The following is a 13,104-nucleotide window of genomic DNA, read 5'->3' as shown; positions in this document are numbered from 1 at the left end:
CGGGGGGGGGGTAATCAGCTATAGCAGACGTTCTCGTAACGAGAATACCTGCTCATGTCACAATTATGTTACTACGCAGTTAAAAAATAAGATCCATATTAAAATCACAGTATTTTACGCTTCCCGCCAGTCTTTCTTTCCGTATACTCGACTATGCAAACATCTACTTACATCCTGACATAAACGTAAAAAATAATACGTGGCTGGGATGGCTTGCTACATCACTGGAAGGAATGAATTATGACAACACGCACTCCCTCATCAGGGTGGCTCTCCCGCCTGGCGCAAGGCAGCCTGGTGAAACAAATTTTAATCGGCCTGGTGCTTGGCGTACTGTTGGCGCTGGTCTCTAAGCCTGCGGCTATCGCCGTCGGTCTGCTGGGGACCCTGTTCGTCGGCGCGTTAAAAGCGGTAGCGCCGGTGCTGGTATTGATGCTTGTCATGGCCTCGATCGCCAACCATCAGCACGGACAAAAAACCAGTATACGCCCCATTCTGTTTCTCTATCTGCTGGGCACCTTTAGCGCGGCGCTGACCGCGGTGTTGTTCAGTTTTCTCTTTCCCTCGACCCTGCACTTAACCACCGCCGCCGACAGCATCACGCCGCCGTCGGGGATTGTTGAGGTGCTGCGCGGCCTGCTGATGAGCATGGTGTCCAACCCGATCGACGCTCTGCTGAACGCCAACTATATCGGCATTCTGGTGTGGGCGGTGGGGCTTGGCTTCGCCCTGCGTCATGGTAACGACACCACCAAAAACCTGATCAACGACGTCTCCCACGCGGTGACCTTTATCGTTAAAGTGGTGATCCGCTTTGCGCCGCTGGGGATCTTCGGCCTGGTATCTTCCACCCTGGCGACCACCGGTTTCGAGACCCTGTGGGGCTATGCCCAGCTGCTGCTGGTGCTGGTGGGCTGTATGCTGCTGGTAGCGCTGGTGATTAATCCGCTGCTGGTGTTCTGGAAGATCCGCCGCAACCCCTATCCGCTGGTGCTCACCTGCCTGCGCGAAAGCGGCGTTTACGCGTTCTTCACCCGCAGCTCCGCCGCCAACATTCCAGTGAATATGGCGCTGTGCGAGAAGCTGAATCTGGATCGCGATACCTATTCGGTCTCTATTCCACTGGGGGCGACCATCAATATGGCAGGCGCGGCAATCACCATCACCGTGCTGACGCTGGCGGCGGTGCATACGCTGAATATTCCGGTGGATCTGCCGACGGCGCTGCTGCTGAGCGTGGTCGCTTCGCTGTGCGCCTGCGGCGCCTCCGGCGTGGCGGGCGGCTCGCTGCTGCTGATCCCGCTGGCCTGTAATATGTTTGGGATCCCGAACGATGTGGCGATGCAAGTGGTTGCCGTTGGCTTTATTATCGGCGTGCTGCAGGACTCCTGCGAAACCGCGCTGAACTCCTCCACCGACGCCCTGTTTACCGCCGCGGCCTGCATGGCGGAAGACGACCAGCTGGCGAAAAACGCCCTGCGCGGATAACGCCTTTCCCCTCCGCTATCGGGCGGAGGGGCTCTCTTCCTGTACTGCGTTTTCAACCTTAAACGGATCGATACCGCGCTTTTGCATCCGGCGGAAGCGAATGATATTCAGCCCGTTGACGATCAGGAAACTGCCTTCTATCAGCGTCCCGCCAATGGAACCCAACCACAGATTATGCGTGACCCAGCAGGCGGTGGAGCACCACATCACGCAGCGGACGGTTAGCCCTTTGCAGCGAAACAGCGCCCAGGTGCTGGCGACGGTGCCAATGATCGGCAGCAGCTCCATGGCATGCTGCAGTTTACCCAGGCCGAGAATCAACGTCAGGAGGATAAAGACTGTCATCACCCACAGGCTACGGGTGCGTAAGGAAATGACCGTGCGAAGCGCATTGAGCCCGGCGCTCATTCCAGCCGGCCCGGCGCCCATCAGGAAAAAATGAACGCCGATAATAGCGCTATAGACCGCCAGCTGTAGCCTGAAACGGCGTTCATCGCGGTTGATAAAGGTGGTAATGCCGATAAGAAAGGCGATGACGCCGACCCCCTGGGCCAGCCAATACGCGGTCATGTAAGCTCCCTGACTGAAAAAAACAAACGGCGCTTCACAGGCTGAAACGCCGCTGTTACGAGCCCGATGGCGCTACGCTATCAGGCCGATACACAAACCAAGCCTCTGGGCGCCAACGCAAATACGCCTTTACAGGGTAACACCGCTTTTAAAGATGGCCAGCTCGCGGAAGTCATTCTGCTCATTACAGGTCGGTTTACCGTTGGCGAAGGCTACAATGGCATCCACAAACTCTTCCAGCAGCTGCGGCATCGTTTTGCCGTGGAGCAGCTGTCCGGCATCAAAGTCGATCCAGTGCTTTTTCTTCGCCGCCAGCTCGCTGTTGGTGGCGATCTTCACCGTTGGCACAAAGCCGCCGTACGGCGTGCCGCGACCGGTGCTGAACAGCACCATATGGCAGCCGGCGCCGGCCAGCGCGCTGGTGGCGACCGCGTCGTTGCCCGGCGCGCTCAGTAAATTCAGACCATGAACCTTCAGGCGCTCGCCGTAGCGCAGAACATCCACCACCTGGCTGGAGCCCGCTTTCTGAGTACAGCCCAGCGACTTATCTTCGAGGGTAGTGATCCCTCCGGCCTTATTACCCGGCGAGGGGTTTTCGTAAATAGGCTGGTCGTGAGCAATAAAGTACTGCTTAAAGTCATTGACCATGGTCACCAGCTTGTCGAAGGTCGCTTCGTCGCGGCAGTGGCTCATCAACAACTGTTCAGCGCCGAACATCTCCGGCACTTCGGTCAGCACGGTAGTGCCGCCGTTGGCGATCACATAGTCTGAGAAGCGGCCCAGCATCGGATTAGCGGTAATGCCCGACAGGCCGTCCGATCCCCCGCACTCGAGGCCAAACTTCAGCTCGCTGAGCTTGCCCGGCTGGCGTTTATCCTGACGCATCACTTCATACAGCTGATGCAGATGCTCAACCCCCGCCTCCACTTCATCGTCCTGATGCTGGCAAACCATAAAGTGCACGCGCTGCGGGTCAAACTCGCCCAGCGTCTCGCGAAAGGCCTCCACCTGGTTGTTTTCACAGCCAAGGCCAACCACCAGCACCGCCCCGGCGTTCGGGTGACGAACCATATTTTGCAGCATGGTGCGAGTGTTGATGTGATCGTCCCCCAGCTGCGAGCAGCCATAGGTGTGGCTGAAGAGATGTACCCCATCGATATCCTCAGCGCCATACGTCTCTTTCAGGAAACGGTTCTGCATTTGTCTGGCCATCGCGTTGACGCAGCCGACGGTCGGCAGGATCCACAGCTCATTGCGCACGCCGACGTCACCGTTGGCGCGACGATAAATCTGCACTTCGCGATCCGCAGGCTGTGGCGGTTGGGCAACCAGGTCCGGTTGATAGCGATACGCGTCAAGGTCGCTGAGATTGGTGCGCGTATTGTGCGCATGAACATGCTCTCCCGGCGCGATATCCGCCAGCGCATGGCCAATCGGCAACCCGTACTTAACGACGTTTTCCCCTTTCGCGATAGCGCGCAGTGCAAACTTGTGGCCGCGAACGATATCCTGGCCGAGGGTGACCGAGTCATTATCAATCGTCACCACGCTACCGGCAGCGATATCCGTCAGCGCGACCGCGACGTTATCCTGCGAATGGATTTTGATGTATTGCATATCAACCGACCTCTGGCCTTAGTTCAGTTCAATGGCGAAATAGTCACGCGCATTGTTAAAGCAAATGTTTTTCACCATCTCGCCCAGCAGCGCGATATCCGCAGGCGCTTCGCCGGCAGCCACCCAACGGCCGATCATCTGGCACAGAATGCGGCGGAAGTATTCGTGGCGCGTGTAGGAGAGGAAGCTGCGACTGTCGGTCAACATCCCGACGAAGCGGCTCAGCAGCCCGAGCTGCGCCAGCTGGGTCATCTGCCGCTCCATACCGTCTTTCTGATCGTTGAACCACCAGCCGGAGCCGAACTGCATCTTGCCTGGCATGCCTTCACCCTGGAAGTTACCGATCATGGTGCCCAGCACTTCGTTATCACGCGGGTTCAGGCAGTAGAGAATCGTTTTCGGCAGCAGGTTTTCTTCGTTCTGCTTGCTCAGCAGCTTAGACAGCTCTTCCGCCATCGGACGATCGTTGATCGAGTCGAAGCCGACGTCTGGCCCTAACAGTTTGAACTGACGGAGGTTGTTGTTACGCAGCGCGCCAATGTGGTACTGCTGGACCCAGCCGCGACGGGCATACTCTGCGCCGAGGAACACCAGCACCGCGGTTTTGAACTGCGCCACTTCGTGTTCGCTAAGGGTCTCGCCAGCCAGGCGGCGCGCCAGAATGTCATCCAGCTCGGCGTCGGTCGCTTCGGCAAACAGCACCACGTCCAGCGCATGATCGGAGACTTTGCAGCCGTGTGCGGCAAAATGATCCAGACGTTTGGTCAGGGCGCTTTGCAGGTCAGCGAAGCGGCGAATATCGGTATCGGATACCTCGCCCAGCTTAGCCATATAATCATTGAAGGTCGCCAACTCGATGTTGAAGGCTTTATCCGGGCGCCAGCTCGGCAGCACTTTGATGTCAAAGGAGTTGTCTTTGGCGACAGCCGCGTGGTGCTCAAGAGAATCAATCGGATCGTCGGTGGTACCGACCATCTTCACATTCATCTGCTTCATGATTCCGCGGGCGGAGAAGGCATCCTGAGCCAGCAAATCATTACACTGGTCCCAGATCTCATCGGCGGTGGATGGCGACAACAGCTTACCTGTAATACCAAAAGGTCGACGCAGCTCTAAATGGGTCCAGTGGTATAACGGGTTGCCAATAGTGTGTGGAACCGTGGCCGCCCAGGCGTCAAATTTCTCGCGATCGGACGCATCACCGGTACACAGACGCTCCGGCACGCCGTTAGTGCGCATTGCGCGCCATTTATAGTGATCGCCTTTCAGCCAGATGTCATACAGGTTTTTAAAGCGATAGTTTTCGGCAACCTGCTGCGGCGGAAGGTGGCAGTGGTAGTCGAAAATCGGCTGATCTTTGGCGTAATCATGGTACAGACGGCGGGCAAACTCGGTATCAAGTAGAAAATCTTCAGTCATAAACGATGTCATTCGCGTGTCCTCTTCGCTCCAGTGCGGGAGCCTTTCAGATGATTGACTACAATGCTGACAAAGTTATCACACCAATTTCTACAGACCGAACTGTTTTTCGTGAGTTAGATCAACAAACGTCGATAAAAAAATGACCGCCCTGGAGCAAAACACCTCGCCAGAGCGCGCCATCTCTGGCTTTCCAGGCAAGGGATAAAGACCACACTAACTTTCCCACTTTTGTGACAGCTCTCAACTTTTAAAGTTGTATGACAAGTTATCTTTCTGCCGTCGCAACATATAAACCGACGGAATGCATTACCGGTGCTTATGGCATCGGCTTATACGGAATGGATACCGACTTTCAACATAACAACTGATGGTAAGGTTCAGGCCAGAGGGGACTACCCTCCTGAATCCTCCGTTTCGCTTTCCCGGCCGCTTATTGCGCTCGGTAAAGGCCGCACCTGATGCGGAAAGATAACAGACGATGAGGTTTACATGCGTAAAATTAAAGGGTTACGTTGGTACATGATCGCGCTGGTGACGCTGGGCACCGTGCTGGGCTACCTGACCCGTAACACCGTAGCGGCGGCCGCGCCGACGCTGATGGAAGAGTTACACATTTCGACCCAACAGTACTCCTATATCATTGCAGCCTATTCCGCTGCCTATACCGTTATGCAGCCCGTCGCGGGGTATGTCCTTGATATTCTGGGGACCAAAATTGGCTATGCCTTCTTCGCCATCGCCTGGGCGGTATTCTGCGGCTCAACGGCGCTGGCCGGCAGCTGGGGTGGACTGGCGCTGGCCCGTGGCGCAGTCGGCGCAGCGGAGGCCGCAATGATCCCCGCCGGCCTGAAGGCCAGCTCAGAGTGGTTCCCGGCAAAAGAGCGCTCTATCGCGGTGGGCTACTTCAACGTGGGTTCCTCTATTGGCGCCATGATCGCGCCGCCGTTGGTGGTGTGGGCGATTGTCATGCACAGCTGGCAGATGGCGTTCATCATCTCCGGGGTATTGAGCTTCGCCTGGGCCATCGCCTGGCTTATCTTCTACAAACACCCGCGCGACCAGAAAAAATTATCTGACGAAGAACGTGACTACATCATTGGCGGTCAGGAGTCTCAGCATCAGACCAATAACGCGAAGAAAATGTCGCCGTGGCAAATCCTGCGCAACCGTCAGTTCTGGGGTATCGCCCTGCCGCGCTTCCTCGCCGAGCCGGCCTGGGGGACCTTTAACGCCTGGATCCCGCTGTTCATGTTCAAAGTTTACGGTTTTAACCTGAAAGAGATCGCCATGTTCGCCTGGATGCCGATGCTGTTCGCCGACCTCGGCTGCATCGTCGGCGGATATCTGCCGCCGCTGTTCCAGCGCTGGTTTGGCGTCAACCTGATCGTGTCGCGTAAAATGGTGGTCACCATGGGCGCCCTGCTGATGATTGGCCCGGGGATGATCGGCCTGTTCACCAGCCCGTACGTGGCGATTGCCCTGCTGTGCATCGGCGGGTTCGCTCACCAGGCGCTGTCCGGGGCGCTGATTACCCTCTCTTCCGACGTCTTTGGCCGTAACGAAGTCGCTACCGCCAACGGTCTGACCGGGATGGCCGCCTGGCTAGCGAGCACCATGTTCGCCCTGGTCGTCGGCGCGCTGGCAGACACCATCGGCTTTAGCCCGCTGTTTGCGGTACTGGCCGTCTTTGACCTGCTGGGCGCGCTGGTTATCTGGACGGTGCTGAAAAACAAACCGGCTGACGATGACTCGACGCCGCTTAGCAGCCGCAAACCGGTCACGCAGAGTTAGATCGAATGGCAAGGTAATCGCCGATCAAGCCGCCTTCTCAGGCGGCTTTTTCATGCCTGCCAGTGGTGGAAAGCGCGTAAAAGTGGTATAACAAATCGAATATTGTCGCCATCTTCCGGGAGCGAATATGGAAATCATTGAACCACGCCGTCTATATCAGCAGCTTGCCGCTGAGCTGAAGACGCGCATCGAACAAGGTGTCTACCTTGTAGGGGATAAGCTGCCCGCCGAGCGCTTCATCGCCGATGAAAAAAACGTCAGCCGCACCGTGGTTCGTGAAGCCATTATCATGCTGGAAGTGGAAGGGTATGTCGAAGTCCGCAAAGGGTCGGGTATCCACGTTATCTCCAACCATCCGAAATACCAGCAGGTGGCCGATGAAAGCCTTGAGTTCGCCAACTATGGCCCCTTTGAACTGCTGCAGGCGCGGCAGCTAATTGAAAGCAATATTGCCGAATTCGCGGCGACTCAGGTGACCAAACAGGACATCATGAAGCTGATGGAGATTCAGGAGAAAGCGCGTAACGAGAAATGTTTCCGCGACTCCGAGTGGGACCTGCAGTTTCACGTCCAGGTGGCGCTGGCGACGCAGAACAGCGCGCTGGCGGCGATCGTGGAAAAGATGTGGACCCAGCGCGTGCATAACCCCTACTGGAAAAAGCTGCATGAGCATATCGACCTGCGTACGGTCGATAACTGGTGCGACGACCACGATCAGATCCTGAAAGCTCTGCTGCGAAAAGATCCCAACGCCGCCAAGCTGGCGATGTGGCAGCATCTGGAAAATACCAAGCAAATGTTGTTTAACGAAACCAGCGATGACTTTGAATTTAATGCCGATCGCTACTTATTTGCCGAAAACCCAGTCGTTCATCTCGATACCGCAGTCAACGGCGCGAAATAAGGCCTTATCCCTCCGGCGCGCCCCCCTGCGCGCCTGTCTGACAGTGAGGCTGGAGTAAGCAAGTCATATATAGTGTCAGCCTGTGTAAATCCTCTCGCCTCCCATCTCCGCAATCAGCAAAATCAACGAGCAACACGTTGCAATTTCTCTGACGGAAAGTCAGGTGATTTGTTACAATTAGATGCATTTTGTCGTTCTGGGGGGTAGGTATTTACTTACTTCAGTCTTATACAGGGAAGCGTTCAGAGCGCCTAAGCAGCGACCATAATCTCATAAAAATCTTGTCGCCCTATATGCCACGCGCTCAGACGTGCCGTTAACCGATGTACCAGGAATCGTGAATGGAACTATTTACCCAGTTATTGAATGCCTTGTGGGCTCAGGATTACGAAACGCTCGCGAATCCCTCCATGATAGGCATGCTGTATTTTGTCTTGTTTATGATTTTGTTCCTTGAGAACGGGTTATTGCCTGCCGCGTTTTTACCGGGGGATAGTCTGCTCGTGCTCGTGGGCGTGCTGATCGCCAAAGGGGCGATGGGTTTTCCGGAAACCTTGCTGCTGCTCACCGCCGCCGCCAGCCTCGGCTGCTGGCTAAGCTATATTCAGGGGCGTTGGCTGGGTAATACGCGGATCGTGCAAAACTGGCTGTCACACCTGCCTTCGCACTATCACCAGCGTGCGCATCACTTGTTTCATAAGCATGGGCTCTCCGCGCTGCTGATCGGCCGCTTTATCGCCTTCGTACGCACGCTGCTGCCCACCATCGCCGGGCTTTCCGGCCTTAATAACGCCCGTTTTCAGTTTTTCAACTGGATGAGCGGCCTGCTGTGGGTGCTCATCCTGACCTCGCTTGGCTATCTGCTGGGTAAAACCCCGGTATTCCTCAAGTATGAAGATCAGCTGATGTCCTGCCTGATGCTCCTGCCGGTTGCCCTGTTGGTCTTCGGACTGATCGGCTCGCTGGTGGTGCTGTGGAAGAAAAAATACAGAAGCCGGGGCTAATGATGGTCATGAAACGCCCTTCCCTGCGCCAGTTCAGCTGGCTGCTGGGTGGTTCTCTTCTGCTCGGCGCCCTGTTCTGGCTTTGGCTGGCGGTGCAGCAGCAGGAGGCCACGCTGGCGATACGCCCGGTTGGCCAGGGTATCGGAATGCCGGACGGTTTCTCCGTCTGGCATCATCTCGATGCCAACGGCATCCGCTTTAAAAGCATCACGCCGCAGAAGGATGGTCTGCTGATTAAGTTCGATTCCACCGCCCAGGGCGCGGCGGCGAAAGAAGTTCTCGGCCGCGCTCTGCCACATGGTTATATTATTGCCCTGCTGGAGGACGATAACTCGCCCACCGCCTGGCTATCCCGCCTGCGCGACGCGCCGCATCGCCTCGGGTAAGCTGCCGCCAGACTGCGTTTTTAACCCAGTCTGGTGGTTTCCCGCATTTGTTACTATGCTTAAACCTGCGGGAATCAACGCATTCACGTTCACCAACGGGAACGGGTATATCCTCCGGGTATCCCCTCAGACAATGGAAGGTACTATCCATGAAACACCGCATCGCTCTGCTTCTGGTCCTGACTTCACTTAGCGCCAGCGCCCTAGCCGCCTCTCCCTGCCAGGAAAAAGAGCAGGATATTCAACGAGAGATCAGCTACGCCGAAAAGCATCATAATCAAAGTCGCATTGATGGGCTAAATACCGCGCTACGTCAGGTTCGGGAAAACTGTAGCGACAGTAAACTCAAAGCCGATCATCAGCAAAAAATTGCCAAACAGCGGGAAGAGATCGCTGAACGTCAGCGCGATCTGCAGGAAGCCCGGAAGAAAGGCGATGCGGACAAAATTAACAAACGCCAGCATAAACTCAATGAAGCGCAACAGGAGTTAAAAACGCTGGAGTCTCGGGATTACTAATCACCATTAACTTTCGCAACACGGACCACGCTACAGGAGAACGACATGGCTAAAGAGAATGTGACTGACGACCTTCGTGCAGAACTGAAAACGCTGGCGGATACCCTGGAGGAAGTACTAAATTCCTCGGCGGACAAGTCGAAAGAAGAGATGGGTAAACTGCGCAGTAAAGCCGAGAGCGCGCTGAAAGAGAGCCGCGCTCGTTTGGGTGAAACCAGCGAAGCGATTCTTCGTCAAACTCGTGAGACCGCCGCGCGAGCGGATGATTATGTTCGCGAAAATCCGTGGACTGGGGTAGGAATTGGCGCCGCCGTCGGGCTGGTGCTGGGTGTCCTGCTGTCGCGTCGCTGATTATGGCGAATACTCAACACACGCAGGGACCGGGTCAGCGCGTTTTCTCCATTGGTCAGCGCATCGTCACGCTGCTGGTCGAAATGGTGGAAACGCGGCTGCGTCTGGTCGTCGTGGAGCTGGAGGAGGAGAAAGCCAACCTCTTCCAGCTGCTGATCATGACCGGACTGACGCTGCTGTTTGCCGCGTTTGGCCTCATGAGTCTGCTGGTGCTGGTTATCTGGGCCGTTGACGCTCAGTACCGCCTGCACGTGATGATCGCCACCACCGTTGTGCTGCTCCTCGCCGCCGCGATCGTGGGTATCCTAACCCTACGTAAGGCGCGCCGCTCCACGCTGCTGCGTCTAACGCGTAAAGAGCTGGAGAACGACCGTGCCCTTCTGGAGGAGGATAAATCGTGAATGGCCGACAGGAGCGTGAACGGCAAAAGACGCAGCTGCTGCGCCAGATCCAGCAGCAACGGCTGGAGCTCAGCGCCTGCCGCCGTCACTGGCACGAGGCGACTGCGCCCCTCGACCGCGGCTGGCATACGCTGCTGAGTTTACGTTCGTGGCTGATGGTTGGCAGCGGTCTGATGGCCGTATGGTCCGTACGACATCCGCATTTTTTAATGCGCTGGACCAAACGCGGACTCGGACTGTGGAGCACCTGGCGCCTGGTGCGCGGGATCCTGCGCCAGTCGGCAGTTCGCTAGCGGCCCTGAGCGTGGGCGCTTTCCCTGGCGCCCACGCTCTGCCATTTCCCTGTCCCTTACTGCACGCTGTTCGCAGCAACATGCGCCTTTTCCGTAGCGCGCCCTTCTCTACGACGCCCTTTACCTTACGCCATACCAGGACCGGTGGTGGCCCATCGCGTTCGGTACTCTTTCGCCTCCGCGTACTGATTGCTCAGAAACTTTGAAATAGATCTACAGTTTTCCTTGCTAACAATTCCCTCTCCGCCTCGCTACTATCCTCTCCATCGACAGCAACACCGCGTAACTACGCGGGATTGCACTAAAAAACAAAACCGCCGCCCTTTGGGTTTTCTGGAGTAACAAATGAAAAAATTAGAAGATGTTGGTGTATTGGTAGCGCGTATTCTGATGCCGATTCTGTTTATCACTGCAGGATGGGGCAAAATCACCGGTTATGCGGGAACCCAGCAGTATATGGAAGCCATGGGCGTCCCGGGCGCACTGCTGCCGCTGACCATCCTCCTTGAGTTCGGCGGCGGTCTGGCGATTCTGTTCGGTTTCCTGACCCGGACCACCGCGCTGTTCACTGCGGGCTTTACGCTGCTGACCGCGTTCCTGTTCCATAGCAACTTTGCGGAAGGCGTGAACTCCCTGATGTTCATGAAGAACCTGACCATTGCGGGCGGTTACCTGCTGCTGGCCATTACCGGACCGGGCGCCTTCAGTATTGACCGTGTACTGAATAAGAAATGGTAAGCGCACTATACTGAATGAATGAAAAAAGCGAGGAGACCACTCCTCGCTTTTGCTATCTGTAGTCTGAAGGAGGAGCAAAGATGGGACAATTAGTCGACGGCGTCTGGCAGGATACCTGGTATGACACAAAATCCACCGGTGGGCGTTTTAAACGTTCCGTTTCCGCCTTCCGTAACTGGCTGACCGCCGACGGCGCGGCTGGCCCCAGCGGTGAAGGCGGTTTTGCAGCGGAAAAGGATCGCTATCATTTGTATGTTTCTCTCGCCTGCCCGTGGGCGCATCGCACGTTAATTATGCGTAAATTAAAAGGTCTGGAGCCTTTTCTCCCCGTATCCGTGGTCAATCCGCTGATGCTGGAAAACGGCTGGACCTTTGACGATAGCTTCCCGGAAGCCACCGGCGATACCCTCTACCAGCATGACTTTCTCTATCAGCTGTATCTGCACGCCGACCCGCACTACACCGGACGCGTGACCGTGCCGGTGCTGTGGGATAAAAAACAGCAGACCATCGTCAGCAATGAGTCGGCAGAAATCATCCGCATGTTTAATACCGCCTTCGATGGCCTTGGCGCCCGGGCCGGGGATTACTACCCGCCAGCGCTGCGGGAACAAATCGATGAGCTGAACGGCTGGATCTATGACAACGTCAACAACGGCGTGTATAAAGCCGGCTTTGCCACCAGCCAGCAAGCTTACGACGAAGCGGTGGATGCGGTCTTTACCTCGCTGGAGCGGCTGGAGCAGATCCTCGGCCAGCATCGCTATCTGACGGGCAATCAGCTAACGGAAGCCGACATACGCCTGTGGACAACGCTGGTACGCTTCGACCCGGTATATGTGACCCATTTTAAATGCGATAAACGGCGCATCAGCGATTACCTCAATCTGTACGGTTTCCTGCGCGACATCTACCAGATGCCGGGTATCGCCGAGACGGTGAGTTTTCCGCATATCCGTCACCACTATTACCGCAGCCATAAAACCATTAACCCTACCGGTATTATTTCCATTGGGCCGCAGCAGGATCTCAACGAACCGCACGGTCGCGATCAGCGCTTCCGTTGATCTGTCGGGCGCCAGTGATGGCGCCCAATAATTCAGAAAACAGATATTTACCCACCATTCATTCACGTCTATTCTTATTGCGATCGCTTAAAAAACAAGTGATTGACGGTTAATTGAGGCGTAGAAATGGACTGGTATCTCAAGGTATTAAAAAACTATATAGGATTTGGCGGCCGTGCGCGGCGCAAAGAGTACTGGATGTTTATTCTGGTCAACCTCATCCTGACCGGCGTATTGAGCATCATCGATAAAATGCTGGGCTGGCAGCGGGCTGGCGGCGAAGGCATTCTGACCACTATCTATGGCGTACTGGTCTTTTTACCGTGGTGGGCGGTGCAATTTCGCCGTCTGCATGACACCGATCGTTCGGCCTGGTGGCTATTGCTGCTGTTGATCCCGGTCATCGGCTGGCTGGTGATCCTGATCTTTAACTGCCAGCGCGGCACCGAAGGCAATAATCGCTTCGGGCCCGATCCGAAACCCTTTTCCTACTAATCTTCCTGCCCCCCCCCCCCCCCGGGGGGGGGGGCTTTTTTTTGCCTTCAATAAACCCA

The 13,104-nt window shown here is 56.0% G+C and carries 15 protein-coding genes; 12 read left to right on the top strand and 3 right to left on the bottom strand.

Features of this window, described 5'->3' with window-relative positions:
• Positions 1–240: 240 nt before the first annotated feature.
• The gene (gene sstT, locus HMPREF9538_RS23960) at positions 241–1,488 is read left to right on the top strand and encodes a serine/threonine transporter SstT (protein WP_002917895.1); all 1,248 of its coding nucleotides are present in this window, start codon (positions 241–243) and stop codon (positions 1,486–1,488) included.
• Between the two features lie 15 nt (positions 1,489–1,503).
• Here sstT and HMPREF9538_RS23965 read toward each other — a convergent pair whose 3' ends face one another.
• The 3 genes from HMPREF9538_RS23965 to uxaC all read right to left on the bottom strand — a co-directional run bounded on the left by HMPREF9538_RS23965 (position 1,504) and on the right by uxaC (position 5,106).
• Complete coding sequence (locus HMPREF9538_RS23965; RefSeq protein ID WP_002917897.1) at positions 1,504–2,058, bottom strand: YgjV family protein; 555 nt, start codon at positions 2,056–2,058, stop codon at positions 1,504–1,506.
• Positions 2,059–2,187: 129 nt separating this feature from the next.
• A complete protein-coding gene (locus HMPREF9538_RS23970) occupies positions 2,188–3,675 on the bottom strand; it encodes a UxaA family hydrolase (RefSeq protein ID WP_002917898.1) in 1,488 nt (495 codons plus the stop codon).
• Between the two features lie 18 nt (positions 3,676–3,693).
• Entirely contained in the window at positions 3,694–5,106 is a 1,413-nt protein-coding gene (uxaC, locus tag HMPREF9538_RS23975) for a glucuronate isomerase (protein ID WP_002917899.1), read from the bottom strand.
• A 480-nt stretch (positions 5,107–5,586) separates the two neighbouring features.
• Here uxaC and HMPREF9538_RS23980 point away from each other — a divergent pair, with 480 nt between their 5' ends.
• The 11 genes from HMPREF9538_RS23980 to HMPREF9538_RS24030 all read left to right on the top strand — a co-directional run bounded on the left by HMPREF9538_RS23980 (position 5,587) and on the right by HMPREF9538_RS24030 (position 13,045).
• Positions 5,587–6,888: an MFS transporter gene (locus tag HMPREF9538_RS23980; RefSeq protein WP_002917905.1), complete on the top strand. Its 1,302-nt coding sequence runs from the start codon at positions 5,587–5,589 to the stop codon at positions 6,886–6,888.
• Between the two features lie 127 nt (positions 6,889–7,015).
• Positions 7,016–7,792: a transcriptional regulator ExuR gene (exuR, locus tag HMPREF9538_RS23985; protein WP_002917907.1), complete on the top strand. Its 777-nt coding sequence runs from the start codon at positions 7,016–7,018 to the stop codon at positions 7,790–7,792.
• Between the two features lie 341 nt (positions 7,793–8,133).
• Positions 8,134–8,796, top strand: a complete 663-nt coding sequence (gene yqjA, locus HMPREF9538_RS23990; RefSeq protein WP_002917909.1) for a DedA family general envelope maintenance protein YqjA — start codon at positions 8,134–8,136, stop codon at positions 8,794–8,796.
• 8 nt (positions 8,797–8,804) lie between these two features.
• Positions 8,805–9,182 (top strand): EnvZ/OmpR regulon moderator MzrA, encoded by a 378-nt coding sequence (gene mzrA, locus HMPREF9538_RS23995; protein WP_004218213.1) that lies wholly within the window; start codon positions 8,805–8,807, stop codon positions 9,180–9,182.
• A gap of 149 nt (positions 9,183–9,331) precedes the next feature.
• Positions 9,332–9,700 (top strand): DUF1090 domain-containing protein, encoded by a 369-nt coding sequence (locus HMPREF9538_RS24000; protein WP_004144860.1) that lies wholly within the window; start codon positions 9,332–9,334, stop codon positions 9,698–9,700.
• Positions 9,701–9,745: 45 nt separating this feature from the next.
• Positions 9,746–10,051: a DUF883 family protein gene (locus HMPREF9538_RS24005; RefSeq protein ID WP_002917916.1), complete on the top strand. Its 306-nt coding sequence runs from the start codon at positions 9,746–9,748 to the stop codon at positions 10,049–10,051.
• A 2-nt stretch (positions 10,052–10,053) separates the two neighbouring features.
• Positions 10,054–10,452 carry a phage holin family protein gene (locus HMPREF9538_RS24010; protein WP_002917917.1) on the top strand — a complete coding sequence of 133 codons (399 nt, stop codon included), beginning with the start codon at positions 10,054–10,056 and terminating at the stop codon, positions 10,450–10,452.
• A complete protein-coding gene (locus HMPREF9538_RS24015; RefSeq protein WP_002917918.1) occupies positions 10,449–10,745 on the top strand; it encodes a YqjK-like family protein in 297 nt (98 codons plus the stop codon). Before HMPREF9538_RS24010 ends, HMPREF9538_RS24015 begins: the two co-directional genes overlap by 4 nt.
• 345 nt (positions 10,746–11,090) lie before the next feature.
• A complete protein-coding gene (locus HMPREF9538_RS24020) occupies positions 11,091–11,483 on the top strand; it encodes a DoxX family protein (RefSeq protein ID WP_002917920.1) in 393 nt (130 codons plus the stop codon).
• Positions 11,484–11,563: 80 nt separating this feature from the next.
• Positions 11,564–12,550 (top strand): glutathione S-transferase family protein, encoded by a 987-nt coding sequence (locus HMPREF9538_RS24025; protein ID WP_002917922.1) that lies wholly within the window; start codon positions 11,564–11,566, stop codon positions 12,548–12,550.
• Positions 12,551–12,676: 126 nt separating this feature from the next.
• Complete coding sequence (locus tag HMPREF9538_RS24030; protein WP_002917923.1) at positions 12,677–13,045, top strand: DUF805 domain-containing protein; 369 nt, start codon at positions 12,677–12,679, stop codon at positions 13,043–13,045.
• Positions 13,046–13,104: the final 59 nt, after the last annotated feature.

Origin of the sequence: Klebsiella sp. MS 92-3, assembly GCF_000195655.1 — a bacterium.
Lineage (GTDB): Bacteria > Pseudomonadota > Gammaproteobacteria > Enterobacterales > Enterobacteriaceae > Klebsiella > Klebsiella pneumoniae.
This window is presented reverse-complemented; position numbering and strand designations above follow the sequence as displayed.

Excerpts from the sequence above, each read along its gene's own strand:
- sstT (WP_002917895.1), top strand. The coding sequence starts at position 241 with ATGACAACACGCACTCCCTCATCAGGGTGGCTCTCCCGCCTGGCGCAA.
- HMPREF9538_RS23965 (WP_002917897.1), bottom strand. The coding sequence starts at position 2,058 with ATGACCGCGTATTGGCTGGCCCAGGGGGTCGGCGTCATCGCCTTTCTT.
- HMPREF9538_RS23970 (WP_002917898.1), bottom strand. The coding sequence starts at position 3,675 with ATGCAATACATCAAAATCCATTCGCAGGATAACGTCGCGGTCGCGCTG.
- uxaC (WP_002917899.1), bottom strand. The coding sequence starts at position 5,106 with ATGACATCGTTTATGACTGAAGATTTTCTACTTGATACCGAGTTTGCC.
- HMPREF9538_RS23980 (WP_002917905.1), top strand. The coding sequence starts at position 5,587 with ATGCGTAAAATTAAAGGGTTACGTTGGTACATGATCGCGCTGGTGACG.
- exuR (WP_002917907.1), top strand. The coding sequence starts at position 7,016 with ATGGAAATCATTGAACCACGCCGTCTATATCAGCAGCTTGCCGCTGAG.
- yqjA (WP_002917909.1), top strand. The coding sequence starts at position 8,134 with ATGGAACTATTTACCCAGTTATTGAATGCCTTGTGGGCTCAGGATTAC.
- mzrA (WP_004218213.1), top strand. The coding sequence starts at position 8,805 with ATGAAACGCCCTTCCCTGCGCCAGTTCAGCTGGCTGCTGGGTGGTTCT.
- HMPREF9538_RS24000 (WP_004144860.1), top strand. The coding sequence starts at position 9,332 with ATGAAACACCGCATCGCTCTGCTTCTGGTCCTGACTTCACTTAGCGCC.
- HMPREF9538_RS24005 (WP_002917916.1), top strand. The coding sequence starts at position 9,746 with ATGGCTAAAGAGAATGTGACTGACGACCTTCGTGCAGAACTGAAAACG.
- HMPREF9538_RS24010 (WP_002917917.1), top strand. The coding sequence starts at position 10,054 with ATGGCGAATACTCAACACACGCAGGGACCGGGTCAGCGCGTTTTCTCC.
- HMPREF9538_RS24020 (WP_002917920.1), top strand. The coding sequence starts at position 11,091 with ATGAAAAAATTAGAAGATGTTGGTGTATTGGTAGCGCGTATTCTGATG.
- HMPREF9538_RS24025 (WP_002917922.1), top strand. The coding sequence starts at position 11,564 with ATGGGACAATTAGTCGACGGCGTCTGGCAGGATACCTGGTATGACACA.
- HMPREF9538_RS24030 (WP_002917923.1), top strand. The coding sequence starts at position 12,677 with ATGGACTGGTATCTCAAGGTATTAAAAAACTATATAGGATTTGGCGGC.